We start from the raw sequence: 22718 nt of genomic DNA on the forward strand, positions 1-22718 counted from the left end.
TTCCGCGGGCACGAGCGTCAGAAAGGGGCTACCGGGGCGGTCGAGCCACGGCCGACACACGGTCCGGTGGACGGCAGTCCCACCACACACGCCGCCTCAAGTGATCGCTCTGCGGGTCGTCGGTCCTACTTCTCGGCCGTGCCCGTGCCTGTGCCCGTTCCTGTGGCCGGGCTCGTGCTCGTGCCGGGATTGCTGCTGATGGACTCCTGATAGATGTCCGCGTAGGTGCGCGAGCCCTTGATCAGGTCGTCGCAGAAGGCGGCGACGTCGGTGCCGATGACTTCCAGGACGCCCTTGCCGGCCGCGACGCCCTCCTCGAAGAAATCGACGATCCCTGAAAGCAGGGCTCCATCAGGCAAGTCGACCGGTCCGACCTTGAAGAAGTACTTCTGGATCTCCTTGTAGACGATCTGATAGTCCGGCGGGAGCGCCTTGACCCGCGCCATGTGCGCTCGCCACTGCTTCTTGCCTTCGATGATGTCTTGGATGCCCACGTCAGCCTCCTAGCCGGCCCAATTTCCTTGCGACGTTCCGGTTCAACTGCTCGCGCCACCGGTCGCGATAGCTTCGAGTGCCTTCGCCACCGGCCAGCGCCGCGCAGAAGCCCTCGATGTCGTCGCCCAGCACCTCGTGAACGCTCTGCCCGTCCGCCGCCGTTTCTTCGAGCAGCCCCAGGGCGCCGTCGAGGATCGGCATCAGGTTGCGGCCGGTGATGTCCGCGTAGGGGGAGAGGTGAGCCTTGATCTGCTCCCACGCCGCCCGGTAGTCGGCCGGCAATGCCTCGGCCCGGGCTTCGAACGCCTTCCATTCCCTGGTGAGGTCGCTGCCGGTAATGGTCTCCCAGAAACTCATCTCCCGCCCTCCTTGAGCTTGTTGATTCGTGATGAGAGGTACTTCCATTTAGCCCAGAACTTCCCGAGCTCTTCGCGCCCCGCGTCGTTGAGTGCATAGAACTTGCGCGGGGGACCCATTCCGGACGGCTTTTTCGTCACCTGGACGAGCCCGTTCCTCTCCAGCCGCAGCAAGATGGTGTAGACCGTCCCTTCGACGACGTCGGTGAAGCCGAGTTCATTCAGCCGACGCGTGATGGCGTAGCCGTAGGTCTCCTCGCTGCCGATGATTTCGAGCACGCAGCCCTCGAGAGTGCCCTTCAGCATCTCCGTCAGATCGTCCATGGCGGGCCTCCTTTCCGATCCTCCCCGTACTACGTAGTGCCGAGTACCACTATACGGTATCACGGAGTAGTGGGTGGGGGCGGGCGAGTGCAGGGCCGCGGGGTAGGGGCCGGGCGGGCGAGTGCGGGCCCACGGTCGTGCTCCAGGACCTCCCCGGCAGGCCGTCGGCCGGCTCCGCATACCGCGCTCGCAGTACGTCGACTGCTGCGCGCGCGGGACGTGGCTCGGCCGCCCTCCCTCTACCCTTCAAGGATGAAGGCAGGCATTCCGAACGTACGCGCGATGCAGCGCCCGGCCGCGGCATCCTGGATGCCCGCGGTGATCACCGCCGTGCTCGGACTGCTCACCCTCCAGGTGATCGACCGGGGCGATGTCCGAGCGCTGGGCGTCGGACATGTGCTCCTCGTCATCGCCGGCAGCTGCGCGCTGCTCATGCGGCGCCGCGCTCCCGTCCCGACCCTTGCCGTGGTGCTGGTGCTGTCGGTCGTGAACCAGGCCGCGGGTGCCCGACTCGACGTCATGATCCCGGCCATCCAGGTGGCCGTCTACACGGTCGCCCTGTGGACCGGCCGACGTGGCGCCTGGGCGACCGCCGCCCTGACGGCGGCCTGGGTCGCGGTGACCGTGCTCGCGTTCCAGGCGGAGCAGCCTGTCGACCCGCAGCGGCTCGGCGCGGTCGCGTGGATCGTCGCGGCTGCGGCGCTCGGTGACGCCGTGCGCAGCAGACGTGCCGTCGTCGCGGCCCTGCGCGAGCGGGCGGAGCGCGCGGAGCGGACACGGGTCGAGGAAGCCGCCCGCCAGGTCGCCGAGGAACGGGTCCGGATCGCCCGCGACCTGCACGACATCGTCGCCCACCAGCTGACTCTGATCCATGCGCAGGCGGGCGTCGGCGTCCATCTGGAGAACGCCGGAGTGCAGCGTACGGACGGACTGCTGGAGCAGATCCGCGACGGTGCCAAAGTCGCCCTGCAGGAGCTGCGCACCACGGTCGGCGCGCTCAGTCAGGTCACCGACGGCGGTGCGCAGTTCTTCCAGCCCACGCCGGGCCTGGCCATGGTGGACGAGCTCACCAGGTCGTTCAAGCTCGCCGGGCTCAAGGTGGATGTACGGCGGCGCGGTGAGCCGGGCAGACCGTCCGCGACCGTGGACGTCACGGCCTTCCGCATCCTCCAGGAGGCCCTGACCAATGTGCAGAAGCACGCCCACGTCGACACGGCCGAGGTCGAGCTGTGCTGGGAGGCGGGCGCTCTGGTGCTGAACGTGCGGAACGGCCCTTCCCTGCGGCCGACCCACGTCGCGGCGGAGGGGACACACCGGGGACTGCTGTCCATGAAGGAACGCGCGGCGGCCGTCCGAGGAACGTGCGAGGCCGGACCTGTCCACGAGGGCGGATACCTGGTGACGGCCGTCCTGCCGCTCCATGAGAACGGCCGTGTGCAGCCCGCGGCGACCGAGATGGCGGCGCGGTGACGATCCGAGTGGTCCTGGCCGACGACCAGACCCTGTTGCGCGGCACCCTCCGGCTGCTGCTGGACAACAGTTCCGGGTACGAGTGCGTCGGGGAGGCATCGGACGGCGACGAGGCCTTGGCGCTGGTACGCGCCCACGCGCCTGACGTGGTGCTCATGGACATCCGGATGCCCCGGACGGACGGACTCCAGGCGACGCGCTCGATGCGCGCCGACTCCGCTCTCGACGACGTGAAGATCCTCGTGTTGACCACGTTCGAGACCGAGCAGTACGTCGCCGAGGCGATGCTGAGCGGTGCCAACGGCTTCATCGGCAAGGGCACCGACCCGCCCGAGCTGCTCGCGGCCATCGAGACGGTGGCCAGAGGGGACATGGCGCTCTCGGCCACGGCCACGCTCGCCCTGGTGAAGCGGTTCCAGTCACAGCGGCACATACCGCCGCCGACCACCCCCGGCCGACTCGCCGAACTCACCCCACGCGAACGGGAGATGGTCACGCTCGTGGCCAAGGGCCTGTCCAACGACGGCATCGCCCAGTTCTTCCAGCTGAGCCGGCACACCGTGAAGACGCACATCAACCGGGCCATGACCAAACTGGGCGTCAGCGAGCGGGCGCAGCTCGTGGTCATCGCCTACGAGTGCGGCCTGGTGAAGCCGGGAAGCCAGCCGTCGGCGCAGTAGGGCCCGACCGCGGGTAACGCGCGGGCGGTAGCCAGGATCCATGCGTCAGGGCGACGCCGGAGCAGGGCCCCGAGCAGCAGGGTTGGCGTGCGCCCCCCACGGCGGGGCGTCGTAACCTCCCGGCCCTACGGAATGAGAAACGCGCCGATGTCCTGGCTGACCAGGATCAGCATCGCCAATCGAAAACTGGCGGCGCTGTTCACCCTTCTCGTTGTCGCTCTCGGCATTTACGCCGTCCCGTCGATCAAGCAACAGCTGATCCCCAACCTTTCCTTCCCGATGGTCACGGTGGCCGCGACCTACGCCGGTGCCTCGCCCGAAGTGGTGGAGAGTCAAGTCGCCGTACCGATCGAGGACGCGGTCAAGTCCCTGGACGGGGTGGAGAGCGTCTCCTCGACCTCCCGTCAGGGCTCTGCCGTGGTGGTCCTCCAGCTCGACTTCGAGGCGGACATCGAGGACAGCGCCCAGAAGGCGCAACAGGCGGTGTCGAGGATCTCGGCCCGACTGCCCGAGGGGGTGGACCCCGAGGTGATGACCGGCAGCACGGACGACCAGCCGACCATCGTCCTCGCCGCCACCTCCGGCGCGTCCCAGCAGGTCCTGGCGACCGCCCTGGACGACGAGGTCGTCCCGGAGTTGAGGAACGTCGACGGCGTCAACGACGTCACCGTGTCCGGCGCGCGTGACCGGGTCGTCGCGGTGACCCCGGACCCCACGGCAATGAGCGAGGCCGGCCTGACCACGCAGGACCTCTCCACCGCCCTGTCCGACCTGGGGACGCACGCCGCCGGCTCGGTCAGCGGCGACAAGGAGTCGCTGAGCGTCTCCGTGTCCGAGAACGCGGCCGACCTGGACGCGATCAAGAAGCTGTGGGTTTCCCCGTCCGCGAGTTCCGCCAGTTCTGCCAGTTCTCCGAGTTCAACGGGCGGTACCTCCACCCCCGTTCGGCTTCAGGACGTCGCCTCGGTCAGGCTGACCGAGGCCGAGGCCACCTCGCTCACCCGCACCGACGGCAAGCCCAGCCTGGGCATCAGCGTGACCATGGACCACGACGGCAGCGCCGTGTCCATCTCCGAGGACGTCCGCGGGCTCGTTCCCGACCTGGAGAAGAAGCTCGGCGACGACGCGCGTCTGACCGTGGTCTCGGACGCCGGCCCCCAGGTCAGCAACTCCGTGGACGGACTCCTCAAGGAGGGGCTCCTGGGCCTGGCCATGGCCGTCCTCGTGATCGTCCTGTTCCTGCGCTCGGTCCGCTCCACGCTGGTCACGGCGATCTCGATCCCGCTGTCCCTCGTCATCGCGCTGATCGTGCTGTGGTCCCGCGACTACAGCCTCAACATGCTGACCCTCGGGGGCCTCAGCATCGCCGTCGGGCGGGTCGTCGACGACTCGATCGTCGTGCTGGAGAACATCAAGCGCCACCTCGCCTACGGTGAGGACCGCGACCACGCCGTCATCGGCGCGGTGCGCGAGGTGGCCTCCGCCGTCACCGCCTCCACACTCACCACGGTCGCCGTCTTCCTCCCGATCGCCTTCGTCTCCGGCATGGTGGGCGAACTGTTCGGTCCCTTCGCCGTCACCGTGACGGTGGCCATGCTCGCCTCGCTGGTGGTGTCGCTGACCATCGTGCCGGTGCTGGCGTACTGGTTCCTCAAGCCTCCCGCCGACGTCGGCTCCGTCGATCCCGAGGAGTACCGCAGGCGGGTCGAGGCAGAGGAGCGCGAGGGCCGTCTGCAGCGCTGGTACCTGCCGGTGATCACCTGGTCGCTGAGCCGCCGAAAGACCGTACTGGCCGCCGCGCTCGCCCTGTTGGTGCTCACCCTGGGCATGACGACCGCGTTGAAGACCAGCTTCCTCGGCGGGTCCGACGCCACCAGCCTGCGGCTGACCCAGACACTGTCGCCCGGCAGCAGCCTGGCCGCGACCGACGCGGCGTCGCGCCAGGTGGAGAAGACCATCGCCGCTACGGAGGGCGTCTCCGTCTACCAGGTGACCGCCGGAAGCCTCGGCAGCAGCGGTTCGACCAGTACCAACGGCACCGGGGCGACGACCGCGACGTACACCATCGTGCTCGACGACGGAGTCGCCGCGGACAGCCTGCAGGAGAAGCTGCAGAAGCGCCTCGACAAGCTGAGCGGCGCGGGTGACTTCGCCTTCGCGGCGAGTGGCGGCGTGGGCGGCAGCAGCGACGTCCAGGTCACGGTCCAGGCCGACGACTCCACCGTGCTGCGCACCGCGACCGACCGCATCCAGCAGGCGCTGGACAAGGTCACCGAGGTCACGGAGGTCACCAGCGACCTCGCCGAGAGCGCCCCGCAGATCAGCGTCGTCCCCAAGGGCGAGGCCGCGGCCGAACATGGTCTTACCGGCGCCGCCCTGGCCTCCGCGGTGAACCAGGCCCTCCAGGGAGAGACCGCCGCACAGGTGGTCCTCGACGGTGAGCAGAGCAACGTCGTCATCGAGGCGGCGGGCGACACCCCCGACTCGCCGGCGGCTCTGCAGAAGCTGGAGATCCCCACCCAGGACGGCTCCGTGAAGCTCGGTGACGTCGCCACGATCACCCGCACCGAGGCCCCGGCTGAGCGCACCCGGACCGACGGGCAGCAGACCACCACCGTCTCCGCGGTCCCCGTCGGCGACGACACGGGTGCGGCCAGTTCCGCCGTCGAAAGCGCCCTGGACAAGGTGGAGTTGCCTGCGGGCGCCACGTACGTCATGGGCGGTGTCACCAGTGACCAGAGCGAGGCGTTCTCCCAGCTCGGTCTGGCCATGGTCGCCGCGATCGCCCTGGTGTTCCTGCTGCTGATCGGGGTCTTCCGGAGCATCCGTCAGACGCTGGTGCTGCTCGTCTCCATCCCGTTCGCCGCGACCGGCGCGATCCTCCTGCTGCTGATCACCGGCACCCCGCTCGGCCTCGCGTCACTGATCGGCATGCTGATGCTGATCGGGATCGTGGTCACCAACGCCGTCGTCCTCGTCGACCTGGTGAACCAGTACCGCGAGCAGGGCATGAGCATCGGTCAGGCGGTGGTCGAGGGAGGTCTGCGCCGGCTGCGGCCCATCGTCATGACGGCCCTCGCCACGATCTTCGCCCTGATCCCCATGGCGCTCGGCATCACCGAGGCGGGCGGATTCATCTCCGAGCCGCTCGCCGTCGTGGTCATCGGCGGCCTGATCAGCTCCACACTGCTCACCCTGGTGCTGATCCCGACCCTCTACACCATGGTCGAGACGCGCCGCGAGCGCCGTCACGACAAGGGACGGAAGCGGCAGACGCCGACGGCGCAGCCCGGCACACAGCCCATGGTCCCCGTGCACTGACCCGTTGCGCCGGGTCCGCCGCTCCGCCCGCGTCGAACCGCGTGGGCGGAGCGGCCGTCCCGTTCCGTTGAGCGGCGGTTGGTGTTCGCCTCGGAGGCGATGAGGACAGGACGGCTATACACCGCGCGTATACAGTGTGCGTATAGTACGTCGAGGCGCACGCGAGGTGCGGCAGGTGTGAGCGTGACTGCGGAGGCCGGCATGGCGACGACCACGACCCCGGACGAGTTGGCGGAACCGGGCAGTGGCTTCGGTTCGTGGGGCACCACGATGACGGCGACAGTCGGCGGGATGCTGCTCGGCGTGCTCACCAACCTGGCCCAGGGATGGCTGCCGGGAGCCTGGAACCAGCTCGCCAACTCGGGCGCTGTCTGGTCGGCCGTCGCATTCGCCGCCGGAGCTCTGCTCGCCGAGCGGGGCGCGGTGCTGAGGGCCGCGCTTGGCGGGCTGGGCGCGGAGGCCGGACTGGTCGTCGGGTACTACGGCTACGCCGAGTTCGGGCGCGATGGCATGGGTGCTCTGTTCTTCCCGCTCGTCTGGCTCGGCATGGCATGCGTGGCGGGGCCGCTGTTCGGTGTCGCGGCGTACGCGTGGCGACGCGGCAGGGACGCACGGAACCGTATCGCCGGCCTGGCCGCGTTCGCCGGACTCTTCGGGATGGAGGGGGCGATGTACGCCTGGGACCTCCACTACGCGCCGCAAGCCTGGACCTGCTTCGCGGTGTTCGTCCTGATCCCCCCACTCATGGCCCGCACGCACCGGGAGCGTGTCCTCACTCTGGCAGCAGCCGTGCCCTGTGCGCTCCTCGCCTATGCGCTCGTCGAACTGCCCCTCCAGGCGGTCTCCTCCTGACTCCGTGGCGGCCACGCCCACGCTGTGTTCAGTCCTGACGGACGCCCCGGACGATGCGGTCGACCACCTCAGCGGCCCGCTCCGGCTGCTCCTCGAACCAGTTGCCGAGGTGCTCGCGGACGGCCTCCTCGACACAGACCCGCACGTCGGGGTTGCCCAGCAACCCGCGCGTGGCGCCGAGGAATCGGGGATGGTCGAGCTTCACCGACACGACTGCCGTGAGGCCCCTGCCGATCAGGTCGGCGCAGAGGTCGGGGTCTGTCGCGGCCGGCAGCCCCCGTTCCCGCGCGTACGCGGTGACCGCGGCCGCCACTCCGTCGCGGAAGCCGTCCACATGTGTGCCGCCCTGGGGAGTGGCCTGGCTGTTGGTGAAGCCGCGGATCCGCTCCTCGCCTGAGCCGTTCCACAGCAGGGCCACCTCCATCGTCCCCGCCATGCGCGCGTCCTCCCGCTCGAAGCCGATGACGTGCGGATGGAGAGCCGCGCCCCTCTCCGCGGCGAGGGCGGCCGCGAAGTCCCGGACGCCGTCCGGGTACCGGAACAGCACCGCCCGTGCCGCGCCCGCCGGGCGTTCGTCCGTCAGGGAGATCCTCAGGCCCGGGTTGAGGAAGGCGACCTGCCGGAAGCGCTCCGCCAGGACCGCGAACGAGCAGTGTGTCGTCTCGAAGATCTCGGTGTCGGGCCAGAAGGCGATGGCCGTCCCGCTTCCGGTCGCCGGTACCGCGGCGGTGGGCGGGGCGACGGCGACACCGCGCGCGTATTCGTGCACCTGACGCGTGCCCTCGCGCCGCACCTCGGCCGTCAGCCGGCTCGACAGGGCGTTGGCGACGAAGGGCCCCATACCGAAATGGCCCACGATCGCGAGGTGTCGGCCACTGGGCTCGGACCCGGTGTGGAAGCTTGTCAGCAGTGCTTCGAGGTCCGGGCCGTCGGTGTCCCCGGCGGCCGTGAACTGACCTCCCGGCCCGTCGTCGGCGACCCGCACGCCGCCGTCGGGCATGAGCGTGACGTCGACGGAGCCGCAGCGGCCGGCCAGGAACTGGTTCACCGACCGGCCGACGACCTCGAACACCAGCTGGTGCAGGCCGCGTTCGCCGGTCGAGCCGATGTACATCCCGGGCCGCTTCCGAATGGCTTCCCCTCCTTCCACCACCTTGATCTGGGCAGCGTCGTACCTCGTGCCTCGCCCACTCATGAAGACCCCTCCCATGGCGTCCGGCAGACCTCCCCAGCCTAGGCGAAATCCAGTAAAGCACCAGGTCAGAGCCGTTTCGTGGAGGTCGCAGACGGGCGGGTGAGGGCGTGCCGGGAAGCCGTTGACCCCAGAGGCCGTGGGCCACGCCCGGACGTGTCGGAGGGCCCGCCGAAGTCGCACACGCCCCCGCTCCGGTCGTACCTGAGGCCCCCAATTCGCCGGACGGCAGGGCGATCGGGCGCGAACTCGATCAGCTCCGAGCGGCGCAGGGGAGGTGTGCTCCTCGTGTGTCGTTCTCCGGCGGCTCAGGGCTCCAGAGGTGCCGTACGCGATCTGAACGCCGCCGATGCAGAATCCTGCATGCGTCGAGCTGCACACAGTCAGGCTTCAGCTGCGGAGCGGGACGCCCAACGACTGTACGAGCTGGGTCACTTCCTCCCGGAAGAGCTTGTCCGGTCTGGTCGTCTGGGTGCGCAGATGGCCGTAGACCTCCAGTGACACCAGGCCGTGCAGACGTCCCCAGATGCGCAGGGCGAGCGCGACGGCGGCGGGCGGCAGGCCGGGGAAGTCCGTGCGGACCTTGTCGACGAGCCCGGCGTCGAAGTCGGACCACTCGAACTCGCTGCTCTCATAGAGGTGTTGAGCGTGCGGCCAGGCGGCTGCCGCGAGCGCGGTGAGCCCGGCGCAGACCCGGTGGGCGGCCTCCGGGGCAGCGCCTCCGTGGGGGGTGTCGTAGCCGGGAACGGGATCGCCGTAGACGAGCCGGAAGCCCTCGGGGTTGGCCAGGGCCCAGTTCCGGAAGGCGTCGGCCCAGCGCTGGATCCGGGTGGCCGGACCCTCGGCGGAGGCGCTCTCCCACGCCGTGTCCACGGCGTCGGCCAGCTCGGTGTACACGTCTTTGATGAGCGCGGTGACCAGGTCGTCGCGGGTGGCGAAGTAGCCGTAGATGGCGTTGGCCGTCATGCCCATCTCGCGGGCGATGGCCCGCAGTGTGATGGCCTCGGGCCCGCCCGAGGCCATCAACTCCAGCGCCACGCTCTTGATTTCGGCGGTTGTCTCGGCCCGCAGACGCTCGCGTCGCCCCGTAGTGCTTCCTGCCCTGCTCGCTGTACCTGCCACCCGGACACTCTACAGCGTCACCGAAATCGAGCACCGTGCAGAAACTTCACGGCGTATAGTCACAGCACGGCGTAGCCGATCGGGTTGGGCGCGCCTTCCTATCCGCATGCACAGGGGAGAACCATGCACATCGGAGTCGTCGGGGCCACGGGGACCATCGGCAGCCGTGTCGTCACCGAGGCCCTCAACCGGGGGCATCACGTCAGGGCGTTGAGCCGTGACGCGTCGCGGCCGCAGGCCGACGAGAAGCGGGAGAACATCACCTGGGCGAGCGTCGATGTCCTGGACGCGGCGAGCATCATGGCCGTGCTGCCCGGCCTCGACGTTCTCGTCAGCGCCTACCAGCCCGGCAATGCCGCCAAGGACTTCGAGGACACCGTCCGGCGTTCGATCGCCGACCCCTCGACCCACTCCACCGTGGCGCGCGCCCTGCTGAAGGCACTCGAGAGCCACCAGCGGACCCGGCTGATCGTGATCGGCGGCGCAGGCAGCCTGGAGGTCGAGCCCGGGCTGGTGCTCGCCGACTCGGACGAGCGCATGCACGCGACCCTCGACCAGCTCGGGCTGCCCCGCGCCTACGCGGCGGCGGCGCGCGGCGCCCGCGACGGCTTCAACGTCCTGCGCACCTCTAACCGGCTGTGGACCTATTTCAGCCCCGCCGAGGAGATCGCCCCCGGCGAGCGCACCGGCCGCTTCCGCATCGGCGGCGACCAAGCGGTCCGCGACGCGGAGGGGCGCAGCCGCATCTCGGCGGAGGACGCGGCGGTCGCCTTGGTCGACGAGGCGGAGCTGCCACGGTTCGTCCAGCGCCGCTTCACGATCGGATACTGAAGGGGGCGTCGAGTTGCCCGGAGGCCCGGGCCCGACACAGGTGCCTGGCCACTCAGGGCTCGTGGAAGGAAGCGGCTACCGCAGGCGCTCGCGCCCGCAGTAGCCGCGTGCTGGTCCGAACCCCCGTCACTTAGCGCCTACCGGGCGCCGGTGGGTGTGACCAGGAGGCCGCCGACGAAGGTGTGGGTGGGGCGGAGGTCGCGCAGGGCGTCGCCGGTGCAGTGTGCGGGGTCCTGGTCCCAGATGGTGAGGTCGGCGAGGCGGCCGGGGGTGAGGGTGCCGCGCAGGTCTTCCTCGCCGAGCAGGCGGGCCGCGTTGGCGGTGTGCAGGATGAGGGCCTCGTCGTAGGTGATGACGTGCTCGGGGCCCTTGACGCCGATGACGGTCTGCCGGGTGGTCATGCCGTAGACGGAGCGCATGGCGCCGAACTGGCCGACGGGGAAGTCGGATCCAGCGCTGACCTGGGCGCCCAGGTCGATCCAGCCGCGGGCGGGGAAGAGCCGGGCGACGCGCTCCGGACCCCAGAAGCCCTCTTCCACCTCGGCGGTGTCGTGCAGCAGGGGCTGCTGGATGGTGACGGGGACGCCCAACGCGACGGCGCGGGCGCGCTGTTCGGGACCGGCCAGGCCACCGTGCTCCATCACCAGCGTGCCGGCGGGCAGGCCGGGGTTGCGCTGGAGGACGCGTTCGTAGACATCCAGGAGGGTGCGGACCGCGCGGTCGCCGTAAGCGTGCGTGCCGACCCGCCAGCCGCGCCGGACCACCGCCTCGACCGCCTCGACCAGCGCGTCCGGTTCCCAGATCAGCATCCCGGAGAAGGAGTGGTCGCAGGCGTACGGCTCCTCGGTGGCCCCCGCCTCCAGGCCGCCGTCGAGGCCGAACTTCACACCCCACACCGAGAGCCACGGATCGGAGTTGTCACGCCATTCCTCCATGACGTCGAGCAGGTCCTCCACCTGGGCCGCGCTGGTCAGTCCGAGCGCCGAGATCAGCACCCGCACCCGGGTGCTGAGCGCCCCCGCCTCACGGGCGGCCAGGAGCACCGCGTAGTCCTCAGGGGTGACCGCGCAGTCGCGTACGGTCCCGATGCCCGTGGCGGCATAGTCGCGGCTGGCCAGGCGCAGTCCGTCGATGCGCTCGGTCCGGTCCGGGGCGGGGACCAGGTGCTCCACCAGGTGCAGGGCGTTGTCGATCAGCCGGCCGTCCAGCTTGCCGTCGCCGTCGCGGCCGATGGTGCCACCCGGCGGCACGGGGGTGTTCTCGGTGATGCCCGCCAGACGGAGCGCGTAGGTGTTGACGACGTCGTTGTGGCCACCGCGTTTGACGAGGACCGGGTGCCGGTCGGTGGCCTGGTCGAGTTCCGCCGCCGTGGGCATGCGGCGCTCGGCCAGATTGAGTTCCTGCCAGTTGGTGGTGGTGCGGATCCACTCGCCCTCGGGGGTGCGGGCGGCCCGCTGCCGGATCAGGTCGAGGAACTCGGGGATGTTCCGGGCCCGGTGGACGGGGACGTCGTGGGCGCCGAGCGCCGCGAAGATCAGGTGGGTGTGGGTGTCGTCGAAGGCGGGCAGCACGGTGGCGCCGGGCAGGTCGTGCACCTCCGTTCCCGTGCTCACCAGGTGGTCGAGGCCGCCCGGGTCGGCGGACACGGCGGCGATACGGTCGCCGCGCACGGCCAGTGCCCGCTGCGGGGCCTGACCGGGCACCAGGGTGTGCACCGCGTCGGCGCGGATCAGCAGGTCGGCTCCATGATCAGTCATCGTCTGCTCCCTCATCTCGAAGGTGTCGGATCCCGAAGGTGTCGTTCGGTGACGAGACTGTTGTAGGAGCGGTGCGGGCATTCACCGCCAAATGGAAGCTACCTGCGCAGGAAACACGCCAACACCTCCGCCTATCATGCAGATCATGCGACAGGTGCTCGACGAAACCGATCGGCGGATCACGGCCGCGCTGGTCGCCTCGCCGCGGGCCTCCTGGCGCGAGGTGGCCCGCTGTCTGGGGCTGTCCGAACGCACCGTCGTACGCCGGGTCGCCCTGCTCTACGCCGACGGCACCCTGCGCGCGACCGTCGTGCGCAACCCGGCGCGTTTCCCGCACCTGGTCCCCGTCGCCCTGCGCATCCGCTGCCGCCCCAACAAGATCCGTCAGGTCGCCCAGGCGCTGGCCCGCCGCACCGACACCGTCTGGGTGGACATCCTCGGCGGCGGCGACGAGATCTCCACGGTCTTCTTCCTGGAAGGTCCGGAGGCCCGCAACAACCTGCTGCTGCGCGATCTGCCCGCCACCGACGCCGTCGGCTCCTGGACCGCCCACACCCTGCTGCGGGTCTTCCCCACAGCGTTCCGCTGGACCGCCGGTCTCCTCTCGCCCCGGGAACTGGCCGAACTCACCCCCGCCCCCGCATCTCCGACGACGCCCGCACCGTCGTACACGCATCTCGACGTCGACACCGCGCTGATCGCCGGCCTGACCGAGGACGGTCGGGCCGCCTACACGGACCTGGCCCGTCGCGCCGGCACCACGGCGCTCACCGCCCGCCGACGGCTCGAGGCCCTCGTGGAGAGCCAGGTGCTGCGCCTGGCCACCGAGGTCGATGTCGCACTGCTCGGTGCGCAGACCGAGGCGTTGCTGTGGATCGCCGTACAACCAGGCGCACTACAGAAGACCGCGCAGACCCTGAGCACCCACCCGCACGTCCGGTTCTGCGCCGCCACCACCGGTCCCGCCAACCTGGTCGTCGCGGTCGCCGCCGCTGACCTCGACGCCCTCTACACCTTCCTCACCGACACCGTCGGCCCCCTCGACGGGGTCACCGCCATCGACACCACCCCGCTACTGGCGACCGTCAAACGCACTGGCCTGATCCGTCACTGACGAAGGCGGCCGACGCCCGCGCACGCAGCCGTGTCCGGTTCTCGCCAGTCCGCGGTAAATGCCTGGACTGAGAACCTCCCCGGACGGGAAACTTCCGACTTCCGAACCTCCGGGAGTGTGATGGGGACAACAGATACGCGAGGGCCGACGCCGGGCAGGAGCGCGGTCGTTCTGGCACTGCGCCGCTACTGCCGGGAACTGCTGCGACTACGACTGCTGGCCCTGCCCGCGCTGCTGCTGCCGGCCGCGGGCAACATCGGCACCCGCTATGTCGCCCCCTTGCTGATCGCCAAACTTGCAGGCCAGGCCGCCGACGACGGCGGTCTCACCCTCACCTCGGCGCTGCCGTACGTGCTGGGCTTCGGCGTGACGCTGCTGGTCGCCGAGGTCGTGTGGCGGGTCGGGCAGCACTGCCTGAACCGCGTGGACGCCCTCGGCATGGAACACCTGTACGTGAGCGGCATGGACGAACTCCTCGCCAAGGACGCGGCGTTCTTCCACGACAACTTCGCCGGCTCCCTGACCAAACGGGTGCTGAGCTTCGGCAAGCGCTTCGAGGACTTCGTCGACACGGTGACGTACCGGATCGTGGGCAGTCTCGTCCCCCTGGTGTTCGGCGCCGCCGTGCTGTGGACCTACGAACCGATGCTCGTCGTCGGCCTCCTTGTGATGATCGCGCTGACCGTGGTGGCCGCGACACCTCTGATCCGTCGTCGGCAGCGGCTCGTCAACGACCGTGAGGCGGCGATCGCCCGGGTCTCCGGCCACGTTGCCGACAGCCTCATGAACATGGAGACCATCCGGGCGTTCGCGGCCGAGCGGCGGGAGGCCGACGAACACCGCAGCCGTGTCGCGGACTCCCGGCGCCTGACGCTGAGGTCGTGGGACTACGGCAATCTGCGCGTCGACACCCTGATCGCCCCCATGTCCGTGCTGACCAACGTGCTGGGCCTGCTGGTCGCCATCGCCTTCGGCGGCCCGGGCCAGGGCGTGGAGGAGATCGTCGTCGCTTTCACCTACTACTCCAACGCCACCCAGATCATGTTCGAGTTCAATCAGATCTACCGGCGTCTGGAAAGCTCGATGACCGAGGCCGCGCAGTTCACGGAGTTGCTGCTGGATCCGCCCACCGTGCTCGACCCGACGGAACCCGAACCGCTCGCACCTCAGGACACCGGCATCCGCTTCGAGGCGGCGACCTTCGCCCACGCGGGTGCGAAGCCGATCTTCCAGGGACTCGACCTGGACGTGCCCGCAGGCGCACGGATCGGTCTGGTCGGCAGGTCAGGCGGCGGCAAGACCACCCTCACCCGGCTCCTGCTGCGGATGTCGGACATCGACGACGGACGCATCCTGATCGGTGGTCAGGACATCAGCCGCCTGCGCCAGACCGACCTGCGCTCACTGATCGCCTACGTCCCGCAGGAGCCCGCCATGTTCCACCGCAGCCTGCGGGACAACATCGCCTTCGCCCGGCCCGGCGCCACCGACGACGAGATCCGCGCGGCGGCCGCGGCCGCGCACGTCACGGAGTTCGCCGACCAACTCCCCGACGGCTTCGCCACCCTGGTGGGGGAGCGGGGAGTGAAACTCTCCGGCGGCCAGCGCCAGCGCGTCGCCCTCGCCAGGGCCATCCTGCGCGACGCCCCGATCCTGCTGCTCGACGAGGCGACCAGCGCACTGGACTCGGAGAGCGAGATCCTCGTCCAGGACGCCCTGTGGCGGTTGATGGACGGACGTACGGCCCTCGTGGTCGCCCACCGTCTGAGCACCGTCGCCGGCATGGACCGTCTCGTCGTCCTCGACCGCGGAAGCGTCGTCGAGCAGGGCACCCACGAGGGGCTGCTCGCGGCGGACGGCGCCTACGCCAAGCTGTGGCAGCACCAGTCGGGCGGCTTCCTCGGCGAGAGCGCCGAATCGGCCCCCGGACGCCCGGTCCCAGCGGCCGGTCCCGGCGGGGAGCCCGGACCGGCCGACCCGGCGCCGGACGAGGACCGCAGAATGTCGTCGCAAGTGCGTACGGGCACCGGGTCCACGTGACCGAGTCGATTTCCGGACATCCTCGACCGCAGGCGACGTCACGCTGACATGTCCGTCGCCTGCGGCAAACCGCGAAGCGTCGGGTCAGCCGGCGCTGTGCTCGCCGATCCGGATCTGGTGAGGGCGAGACGCGTCATAGGTGAGCAGCCAGTCGGCGGCGGCGGTGGTCTTACGACAGGTCACGCAGTACGAGCGCTTCGGCGAAAGGCCTGCCGGTTCGCCGCGCGTACGCCATCCGCTCGCGCACCTCGTGCAGGGTGCGAGGCCGGTAGCCGGGTCCGCCGCAGCAGCTCTTGTGGAAACGCACGCCCGCGTTCAGCAGCACCGAGAGTGTCCGCCACGCCTCGGCGTCCCGCCGTCGGGGCGCAGCGAAGGCCGACCCCACATGGATCAGCGGTTCCGCACACCGCGGGCAGATCCGCCGTTGATCCCCGCCGTGAGACTGCTTGTACGACGCCCGGCAAGGCAGGCAGACGTACGAGGTCTTCGCATGAGCCATGCCCACAGAGTAGGCACCAGCCGCGAGGAGATCGACGTGATTACAAGAGAGCCCGCTGCTCGACGCCGACCTGCGCATGCGCAACCGGGAGGCAACGGTTTTTCAACCGACGCTGAACGCCTGCCAGAGATGAGCGAATCCCTGGTCACCTGCGCCGCGGTCACGCTGTTGGCCTGATGGCCAGTGGGGCCAGGCTCTGCGGTCAACTGCCCTGCCGCACAAGGCCCGAAACGATCCTCAAGAGCACATCCGTCGATGAGCACGGCGTGCTGACGTGTGCTGGCTGTCTCCATCCGCGCGTTGGCTGAGCCGCTACGCGCCCGTCGTCGAGCCAGGCCTGACGATCATCAGGACCACCACGATCAGCCAGGCGAGGGCGAACAGGCCGGTGATCGTCGACAGGCGGGGCAGCCGGGCGATCAGGGACTCCGCGGTGGTCGGCGTCTGTTCGGGGTTGTCGAGCTGGGTGACCACGTCGTCCTGGGTGCCGAGCACCGCGATGCCCAGCAGGACGGCGGCCACAACTGTCAGAGCCATGGAGGCGATGAGCCAGGCGCTGTCCATCACGCCCATCACCTGGGCGGTGCCCACGCCGAAGGCCGGCACGGAGACGCCGGCCACGGCGTAGACCCGGCAGATCCGGTGCAGCAGCAGGACCGAGCCCTTGGCCGACTGCTGCTCGGGTCCGTCGGTCAGTGCCTGGCGCGCATAACGGGGGAACAGGCTCGCCGCGATGGTGACCGGTCCGATGAGCAGGATCGCCGCCAGCACGTGGACGCTGAGCAGGAATTTGGCCATGGCGATGTCTCCCTTGCGCGCGCACGCTGACGCGGGGTGTCAGGCGCACGGTTTCAGTCTGGTTCGAGCCGGGCCGCCGATCGATCACGGCGTCGCCCGGAGGTCCGGTCCTGTGTTCGGTTATTCGGTTGTTCGGCAGTTCGGCTGTTCGGCTGGTGGTCGGTCCGTGGGCGGTGCCGGTGTTAACGGCTGTGCTCAGCGATCAACACCGGCTGTTCGGGGGGACGTTGTTCGGCCAGAAGCCCTGAGGGCGCCGCATACCGTCCCGTTGGCGTACCGACTACGCTTCGGCGGACGTCCTGGGGCTGTGAACCTTTTGGCGGACGAACAGCGCCGCGGGCACGGCCATGACGATCAGTACGACTCCGCCTATGACATTGCCCAGGTGCACGGCGTCGGTGAACGCCCTCGGTACCGCCGTTCCCACCACGTGGGCGAGGGATGCGGGGAGGCCCGTCGCGCCGCCGCCGTGTGACGCGCCCTCCACGATCTTGTCCGCCTGCGGTGAGGGGATGCCCGCCTCGACGAGACGGTCGTGCAGGTTCCGGGGGAAGCGACTGGTGACGATGGTCCCGAGCACACTGGGGCCGAGTACCGTTCCCAGCTGACGCGCCATGTTCACCGCTGCCGCCGCCATGCCCTCCTGCTCCGGCGGGACGCTGTTGACCGCGGCAGCCGTCGAAGGCGCCGTCAGCAGACCCGCGCCGATGCCCGCCACGAGCATTCCGGGCCACATCGCCCCGTACCCTCCCGAGGCATCGGTCGCGAGCAGCGCGAGAGATCCGACTCCGATGAGGACCAGGCCCGCGGTGATCAAGAGCGTGAGGCCGACCCGATGTGCCAGCACCCGGGCGGTCACCGCGGTGACCACGAGGAACGGTCCGAAGAGCGGCAGCAGGCGTACGCCGACGTCGAGGGGGCTGGTCTGCCCCACACGTTCCATGTAGAGCACGCTGAGCAGGGCGACCCCGACCAGTCCGAACACGCTGATGGCGGCCACGCCCATGACGGCCGAGAAGGAAGCGCTCCGGAAGAGCCTCAGGTCCAGCATGGGGTCGGGGTTACGGAGTTCCACCCGCACGAACAGGAACAGCGACACGGCGAAGACCACGTACATGGTGACGATCGGCGCCTCGGTGTATCCGGTGGAGCCACCCTGAATGATCGCGTAGGTGGCCGAAGCCGTCATCACCGTGCCCAGGACGAGGCCCGCGAGATCGGGCTTGCGCGTGGGGTGTCGGGACTCGGCCACGAAGGCCGGGGCCAGCAGGAGGGCCGCGCCGGCGATGACGATGTTGGCGATGTAGACGGCGTGCCAGGAGAAGTGTTCGAGCAGGGCTCCGGCGAGGATCGGGCCGATGGCCAGGCCCACTCCGGAGCACGCGGCCCAGATGCCGATCGCGGCAATGCGCTCGTGCGGATCGGGGAAGGTGGCGCTGACGATCGCCAGGCTCGTCGGCAGCACGGCTGCTCCGCCGAGGCCCGCGATCGCCTGTGCGGCGATGAGCATGCCGGCGCTGTCGGCGAAGACCGCGAGCACGCTGCCGGCCAGGAAGACGGCGGCGCCCAGGCTGAACACGCGCCGACGTCCCACGAGGTCGCCGAAGGTACCGGCGGACATCACGAAGCTCACGACGGCAAGGCTGTACGCGCTGGTGATCCATACCAGTGTGCTCGCGCTGACGTGCAGGTCGCTCTGTATCTCGCCCAGGGCCGAGATGGTGGAGGTGACGTCGACGAAGGCCATCATGACGCCGAGGCAGACCACCAGAAGGCCGAACCAGCGGGCCCGCCCGCTGCCGCCGGGGGCCGCGGTGAGGGAAGCCTGGGCAGGACCGGACTCCGTCATCGGACCGTCACCGCCTTCTTCTGCGACACGCCCAGCGACACCACGGCCGCGGCGCCCATGAGGGCCATCGCGACCAACCACGCGCCCCGATAGGTGTCCAGCGAGGCTCCACCGGAGGCGGTGCCGAGCATGGCGACCAGGACGCTGATGCCGACGACCGAGCCGATCTGAGTCGCCATGGTCACGATGGCGCTGCCGGTAGCGGCCTGTTCGGGGCGCAGACCGACCGTCGCGGAAGAGACGACGGTCGGGAGCGCCAGGCCGGCGCCGAACCCGAAGAGCAGCCAGCACGGGAGGATTCCGGAGGCGTAGTTCGGTTCGTCGTGCAGGAGGAAGACGAAGAGCAGGATGCCGACAGAGGCGAACGCACTGCCGATCGCCGAGATGACACCGGCCGGGATCCGGAACCGGCGCTGGAGGGTCTCACTGGCAGTGGCAGCCAGCGCAAAGCCGATCGGGCCGGGAAGACTGGCGCATCCGGTCTTGATGGCGGAGTAGTGCCAGTGGCTCTGCAGCCAGAGGATCGTCGACAGCAGGAGGCTGGCGAACGAGGCCAGTTGCAGCATGCCGGCGAGGTTCGCCGAGGCGAAGATCCGGTCACGGAAGAGGGAAAGGTCGACCACGGGCGCCTCGTGCCGTGACGAGCGGAACAGGAATGCCAACAGTCCGACCACTGCGACGGCCAGGGACGAGACGACCCGGGTGTCCGACCAGCCCCAGTCGGGTGCCTTCACGATGCCGAGTGCCAGGGCGCCGACCATGACGATCAGCAGGACGCCGCCGAGCAGGTCGGGGACGCGCGAGTCCGGTTCGTCCTTGACGTTGGTCACGAGTCGGGCGGCCAGTGCGATGGCGAGCAGGCCGACGGGAATGTTCACCAGGAACAGCCACCGCCAGGAGGCCTGGACCAGCAGCCCGCCGAAGATCGGTCCGCACACCCCGGACAGCGAGCCCGCGGTGAACCAGATCTTGACGTACCGCTCCACCTTGTCGGCGGGGGCGCTCGTCAGGACCAGACCGAGGCTGGCGGGAGTCAACAGGGCGGCGCCCACAGCCTGTATGGCGCGGAAGACGACCAGCACCCATACGTCGCCGGCCAGAGCCGCGCCGAGGCTCGCCGCCACGAAGACGGCCATGCCGAGAAGGAAGCCGTTCTTGCGTCCGAAGCGGTCGGCGAGCCGTCCCGCGGGGACGAGAAGGGCGGCGAAGACGATCGCGTAGCCGTTGAGCACCCAGCTCAGGTCCGACAAGGACGTCGAGCCGACGCCCTGTCCGATGTTCGGCAGGCCGACGTTGGTGATCCATACGTCGAGTTGACCGAGGAAACTCGCCATGGCCAGCACGGCGAGGATGAGAGCCGGATGGGCGTTCGAGGAGCCTTCACCTCCCCCCTGTGTCAGCGGAGGGGCCATCTGATCTTGCGAAGACATGCGTCTTGTCCGTTCCGTGGGCTTTGGTGGGTGCCGAGAGTGGCTGGCGGCATAGTTCTGGACTGCCTTGTCAAGAACCCTACGGATTTCTGGAACGACATGTCAAGAATGCTCGGACGGCCCCCGAGCCGGCGTCAGGTCAGGTCTGCGCCGGCTCCGCCTTGTGGCGGAACAGAGTTCGGTATTCCTGGGGGGAGGTGCCGAGGTGCCGGTGGAAGGCGGCCCGCAGGGAAGCGGGGGCGCCGAAGCCGGTGAGTCGGCCGACCTGCTCTACGGGCACGGCGCTCGCCTCCAGCAGTTCCCGTGCTCGGTCGATGCGCGCATCGGTCAACCAGGCCATCGGCGTGGTGCCGGTCTCTTCGCGGAAGCGGCGGATGAAGGTCCGCCGGGACATATGGGCGTGCTCTGCGAGGTCGTCGACGGTGAGGGGGGCCGCGAGGTTGTCCAGCATCCACTCCCGCAGCGGAGCGAGTTCGTCTCCGTCGGCTTCGGGGCGGAACTGTTCGATGAACTGCGCCTGACCTCCCCGTCGCCGTGGCGGCGCGACGAGGTCCCGTGCGTGTGTGTTCGCCGCCGCGGCGCCCAGGTCGGTGCGGATCAGATGCAGGCACAGATCGATCCCCGCCGTCACGCCGGCGGACGTGAGGATGTCGCCGTCGTCGACGAAGAGCTGGTTCGGCAGGACATCGACCTGCGGGTGGCGCCGTCGCAGTTGCTCGGCCTGCCGCCAGTGCGTGGTGGCGGGACGCCCGTCGAGCAGTCCGGCCGCGGCGAGGGCGAAGACCCCGGTGCAGATGGAGACGAGCCGGGACCCCCGGGAGTGAGCCGCCCGCAGGGCCGTCAGCAAACCGGCTGACAGGGGCGCGTCGATGTCGTCGTAGCCAGGGACGATCACGGTGTCGGCGTCCTCCAGTGCTTCAAGGCCCGCTGTGACGGTGATCGCGAAGCCGGACCCGGGCACGGGTCCGGGACCGTTCTCGGCGCACACGGTCAGCTCGTAGTGCGGGTCCGTCGAGAAGATCTGCGTCGCGGCGCCGAACTCGAGCGCGAGCACTCCGGGCAGCACGAGCACGGCGACATGGTGTCTGTTCGTCATAGTTTCGTCATAGTGGCACGGCAGTAGCGATGGATGGCATCAGTGCCACTTTTCGCGTGGGATCGGCGCTCGTAGCGTCGAGCCATGACCGACATTCCCGCCCTCTCGAACAGGCTGCACGACGGCCTGCTCGATCCCCCTTCCGGGCCGCTGGTCGAGGCGAGCCTCGCCGCAGCCCGCGCCGCGGTGCATCCGTCCGTGCTGAACCACTGCATCCGCGGCTTCTACTGGTCCCGCCTGTTCGCCGCCCACAAGGGGGTGCTGAACGACGCGGACTACAACGAGGAACTCCTCTTCGCCGCCAACGTGTTGCACGACCTGGGAACCGGGCCGGACGCACCGGGCCTGCTCCGGTTCGAGATCGAGAGCGCCGATCTCGCCGCCGCCCTGCTGACCGGTCTCGGCGCACCGGCCCGGGATGTCGACAAGGTCTGGGAGGCCATCGCTCTGCACACCACTCCGCAGATCCCCGAACGCATGGGGCTGCTGACCTATCTGACCTACGAAGGCATCTGGATCGACTTCGGCAAGAACGCCGACCTCGTGGCCGAGGAGCAGCGTCAGATCCATGCCGCGTATCCGCGGCTTGAGATGGCCCGCCATCTGGCCGAGGAAGTCCTTGCCCACGGCGCCCGCTCCGAGACGGCCGCGCCTCCCTACGCGCTCGCCTTCCACCTTGCGCAGGAGCGGGCAGCCGACGGCGTCACCACCATGGAGCGTGGCGTGGTCGGCGGACCGTGGGGGGGGGGTAGCGAAGAGCCCTCACCCCTGGTGCCACATACCCACCTGGTGCCACATACCCATTCCCTTTGTGAAACGTTCCCGGCTTCCCGAGAAAGCCGGGAGATCAACCATGAGAAGCGGAGTCGATCAATGTCGGATTTTGCGGAGTTCACCTTCCGAGCGCAGCCGGGTTTCGACGAAGCGGTGGCTCGGGAGATCGTCACCGGTTCGATTCCCGTCAGGACGATCGTCATGCACTGCTTCGACCCCCGGGCCGCCGGGGCCGCTCAAGCGGTGGCTGATCACTTCGGCGACGAGGTCTACCCCGGTGAACTTCTCCTCGACGGGACCGGCAGGAAGATCGGCTCCACAGCGACGGTGTTCCCCCTGATCGTCGGGGGTGGGCGCGCGGCGGACGCTCTTCGCTCGATCACGGTCTCCCAGCATCTCTTCGGGGTCGAGCGAGTTGTCGTCGTACACCATTCCTTCTGCGGCGCCACCTCCTTCACGGCGGAGGGAATCACCTCTGCCTGGAAGAACGAGCAGCATTCCGATATCGCGTCGTTGTACGACTGGGACGGCATTGCCATCGCCGACTTCGAAAAGTCGCTCAACTACGACGTGAATCTGATCCGCAACAGCCCGGGCACCCCGAAGCACGTGGAGATCTACGGCCTTTTCTACGACATCGACTCCGGCGAGCTGGCCGAGATCGTCCGCGATGTTCCGGCCGAGGCCGCGTGACAGCCCGGGTGTCGAGAGCGCGGCG

General features: G+C 69.4%; 19 protein-coding genes. 8 read left to right on the plus strand and 11 right to left on the minus strand.

The genetic code is table 11. From position 1 onward, the window contains the following. Window positions 1-125: 125 nt before the first annotated feature. The 3 genes from ACWD4O_RS39290 to ACWD4O_RS39300 are packed head-to-tail and all read right to left on the minus strand — an operon-like array spanning window position 126 to window position 1175. Window positions 126-494, minus strand: a complete 369-nt coding sequence (locus ACWD4O_RS39290; RefSeq protein WP_451287700.1) for a DUF1048 domain-containing protein — start codon at window positions 492-494, stop codon at window positions 126-128. Window position 495: 1 nt separating this feature from the next. Then, window positions 496-852: a DUF1048 domain-containing protein gene (locus tag ACWD4O_RS39295; protein WP_451287702.1), complete on the minus strand. Its 357-nt coding sequence runs from the start codon at window positions 850-852 to the stop codon at window positions 496-498. After that, window positions 849-1175 (minus strand): PadR family transcriptional regulator, encoded by a 327-nt coding sequence (locus tag ACWD4O_RS39300; protein WP_451287704.1) that lies wholly within the window; start codon window positions 1173-1175, stop codon window positions 849-851. Before ACWD4O_RS39300 ends, ACWD4O_RS39295 begins: the two co-directional genes overlap by 4 nt. Before the next feature lie 252 nt (window positions 1176-1427). Here ACWD4O_RS39300 and ACWD4O_RS39305 point away from each other — a divergent pair, with 252 nt between their 5' ends. The 4 genes from ACWD4O_RS39305 to ACWD4O_RS39320 all read left to right on the plus strand — a co-directional run bounded on the left by ACWD4O_RS39305 (window position 1428) and on the right by ACWD4O_RS39320 (window position 7498). After that, on the plus strand, window positions 1428-2645 hold the full coding sequence (locus tag ACWD4O_RS39305) for a sensor histidine kinase (protein ID WP_451287706.1): 1218 nt from the start codon (window positions 1428-1430) through the stop codon (window positions 2643-2645). Further along, window positions 2642-3325: a response regulator gene (locus tag ACWD4O_RS39310; RefSeq protein ID WP_451287708.1), complete on the plus strand. Its 684-nt coding sequence runs from the start codon at window positions 2642-2644 to the stop codon at window positions 3323-3325. Before ACWD4O_RS39305 ends, ACWD4O_RS39310 begins: the two co-directional genes overlap by 4 nt. Before the next feature lie 147 nt (window positions 3326-3472). Continuing rightward, window positions 3473-6646: an efflux RND transporter permease subunit gene (locus ACWD4O_RS39315; protein ID WP_451287710.1), complete on the plus strand. Its 3174-nt coding sequence runs from the start codon at window positions 3473-3475 to the stop codon at window positions 6644-6646. Between the two features lie 177 nt (window positions 6647-6823). Next, window positions 6824-7498: a DUF6518 family protein gene (locus tag ACWD4O_RS39320; RefSeq protein ID WP_451287712.1), complete on the plus strand. Its 675-nt coding sequence runs from the start codon at window positions 6824-6826 to the stop codon at window positions 7496-7498. A 28-nt stretch (window positions 7499-7526) separates the two neighbouring features. Here the strand turns inward: ACWD4O_RS39320 and ACWD4O_RS39325 are convergent, their stop codons facing one another. Beyond that, complete coding sequence (locus ACWD4O_RS39325; protein WP_451287713.1) at window positions 7527-8693, minus strand: DNA gyrase subunit B; 1167 nt, start codon at window positions 8691-8693, stop codon at window positions 7527-7529. 387 nt (window positions 8694-9080) lie between these two features. Continuing rightward, window positions 9081-9812, minus strand: coding sequence for a TetR/AcrR family transcriptional regulator (locus ACWD4O_RS39330; RefSeq protein ID WP_451287715.1), 732 nt, complete (start codon window positions 9810-9812; stop codon window positions 9081-9083). Window positions 9813-9935: 123 nt separating this feature from the next. Here ACWD4O_RS39330 and ACWD4O_RS39335 point away from each other — a divergent pair, with 123 nt between their 5' ends. Continuing rightward, window positions 9936-10643, plus strand: coding sequence for an NAD(P)-dependent oxidoreductase (locus ACWD4O_RS39335; protein WP_451287717.1), 708 nt, complete (start codon window positions 9936-9938; stop codon window positions 10641-10643). A gap of 137 nt (window positions 10644-10780) precedes the next feature. On the opposite strand, the gene ACWD4O_RS39340 is transcribed toward ACWD4O_RS39335, so the two are convergent. After that, entirely contained in the window at window positions 10781-12400 is a 1620-nt protein-coding gene (locus ACWD4O_RS39340; RefSeq protein ID WP_451287719.1) for an amidohydrolase, read from the minus strand. 136 nt (window positions 12401-12536) lie between these two features. Between ACWD4O_RS39340 and ACWD4O_RS39345 the strand changes: the two genes are divergently transcribed. Together ACWD4O_RS39345 and ACWD4O_RS39350 are read left to right on the plus strand one after the other, a co-directional pair. Continuing rightward, a complete protein-coding gene (locus tag ACWD4O_RS39345) occupies window positions 12537-13514 on the plus strand; it encodes an Lrp/AsnC family transcriptional regulator (protein ID WP_451287721.1) in 978 nt (325 codons plus the stop codon). Between the two features lie 120 nt (window positions 13515-13634). Beyond that, complete coding sequence (locus ACWD4O_RS39350; protein WP_451287723.1) at window positions 13635-15554, plus strand: ABC transporter ATP-binding protein; 1920 nt, start codon at window positions 13635-13637, stop codon at window positions 15552-15554. Window positions 15555-15723: 169 nt separating this feature from the next. On the opposite strand, the gene ACWD4O_RS39355 is transcribed toward ACWD4O_RS39350, so the two are convergent. The 5 genes from ACWD4O_RS39355 to ACWD4O_RS39375 form a co-directional block, all read right to left on the minus strand. Continuing rightward, the gene (locus ACWD4O_RS39355) at window positions 15724-16053 is read right to left on the minus strand and encodes a deoxyxylulose-5-phosphate synthase (RefSeq protein ID WP_451287725.1); all 330 of its coding nucleotides are present in this window, start codon (window positions 16051-16053) and stop codon (window positions 15724-15726) included. A gap of 312 nt (window positions 16054-16365) precedes the next feature. Then, window positions 16366-16851 carry a DUF2269 family protein gene (locus ACWD4O_RS39360; RefSeq protein ID WP_451287727.1) on the minus strand — a complete coding sequence of 162 codons (486 nt, stop codon included), beginning with the start codon at window positions 16849-16851 and terminating at the stop codon, window positions 16366-16368. 280 nt (window positions 16852-17131) lie between these two features. Next, window positions 17132-18700 carry an MFS transporter gene (locus ACWD4O_RS39365; protein WP_451287728.1) on the minus strand — a complete coding sequence of 523 codons (1569 nt, stop codon included), beginning with the start codon at window positions 18698-18700 and terminating at the stop codon, window positions 17132-17134. Continuing rightward, the gene (locus ACWD4O_RS39370) at window positions 18697-20130 is read right to left on the minus strand and encodes an MFS transporter (protein WP_451287730.1); all 1434 of its coding nucleotides are present in this window, start codon (window positions 20128-20130) and stop codon (window positions 18697-18699) included. Before ACWD4O_RS39370 ends, ACWD4O_RS39365 begins: the two co-directional genes overlap by 4 nt. Before the next feature lie 139 nt (window positions 20131-20269). After that, entirely contained in the window at window positions 20270-21226 is a 957-nt protein-coding gene (locus tag ACWD4O_RS39375; protein WP_451287731.1) for a GlxA family transcriptional regulator, read from the minus strand. Between the two features lie 84 nt (window positions 21227-21310). Here ACWD4O_RS39375 and ACWD4O_RS39380 point away from each other — a divergent pair, with 84 nt between their 5' ends. Further along, window positions 21311-22693, plus strand: a complete 1383-nt coding sequence (locus ACWD4O_RS39380; RefSeq protein ID WP_451287732.1) for a hypothetical protein — start codon at window positions 21311-21313, stop codon at window positions 22691-22693. Window positions 22694-22718 lie beyond the last annotated feature (25 nt).

It is taken from the genome of Streptomyces sp. NPDC002623 (assembly GCF_053592635.1).

Bases quoted from the DNA above. Each gene is read 5' to 3' on its own strand.
- ACWD4O_RS39370 (WP_451287730.1), bottom strand. From the start codon at position 20,130: ATGTCTTCGCAAGATCAGATGGCCCCTCCGCTGACACAGGGGGGAGGT.
- ACWD4O_RS39375 (WP_451287731.1), bottom strand. From the start codon at position 21,226: ATGACGAACAGACACCATGTCGCCGTGCTCGTGCTGCCCGGAGTGCTC.
- ACWD4O_RS39335 (WP_451287717.1), top strand. From the start codon at position 9,936: ATGCACATCGGAGTCGTCGGGGCCACGGGGACCATCGGCAGCCGTGTC.
- ACWD4O_RS39350 (WP_451287723.1), top strand. From the start codon at position 13,635: ATGGGGACAACAGATACGCGAGGGCCGACGCCGGGCAGGAGCGCGGTC.
- ACWD4O_RS39360 (WP_451287727.1), bottom strand. From the start codon at position 16,851: ATGGCCAAATTCCTGCTCAGCGTCCACGTGCTGGCGGCGATCCTGCTC.
- ACWD4O_RS39315 (WP_451287710.1), top strand. From the start codon at position 3,473: ATGTCCTGGCTGACCAGGATCAGCATCGCCAATCGAAAACTGGCGGCG.
- ACWD4O_RS39380 (WP_451287732.1), top strand. From the start codon at position 21,311: ATGACCGACATTCCCGCCCTCTCGAACAGGCTGCACGACGGCCTGCTC.
- ACWD4O_RS39305 (WP_451287706.1), top strand. From the start codon at position 1,428: ATGAAGGCAGGCATTCCGAACGTACGCGCGATGCAGCGCCCGGCCGCG.
- ACWD4O_RS39345 (WP_451287721.1), top strand. From the start codon at position 12,537: ATGCAGATCATGCGACAGGTGCTCGACGAAACCGATCGGCGGATCACG.
- ACWD4O_RS39365 (WP_451287728.1), bottom strand. From the start codon at position 18,700: ATGACGGAGTCCGGTCCTGCCCAGGCTTCCCTCACCGCGGCCCCCGGC.
- ACWD4O_RS39295 (WP_451287702.1), bottom strand. From the start codon at position 852: ATGAGTTTCTGGGAGACCATTACCGGCAGCGACCTCACCAGGGAATGG.
- ACWD4O_RS39355 (WP_451287725.1), bottom strand. From the start codon at position 16,053: ATGGCTCATGCGAAGACCTCGTACGTCTGCCTGCCTTGCCGGGCGTCG.
- ACWD4O_RS39325 (WP_451287713.1), bottom strand. From the start codon at position 8,693: ATGAGTGGGCGAGGCACGAGGTACGACGCTGCCCAGATCAAGGTGGTG.
- ACWD4O_RS39300 (WP_451287704.1), bottom strand. From the start codon at position 1,175: ATGGACGATCTGACGGAGATGCTGAAGGGCACTCTCGAGGGCTGCGTG.
- ACWD4O_RS39340 (WP_451287719.1), bottom strand. From the start codon at position 12,400: ATGACTGATCATGGAGCCGACCTGCTGATCCGCGCCGACGCGGTGCAC.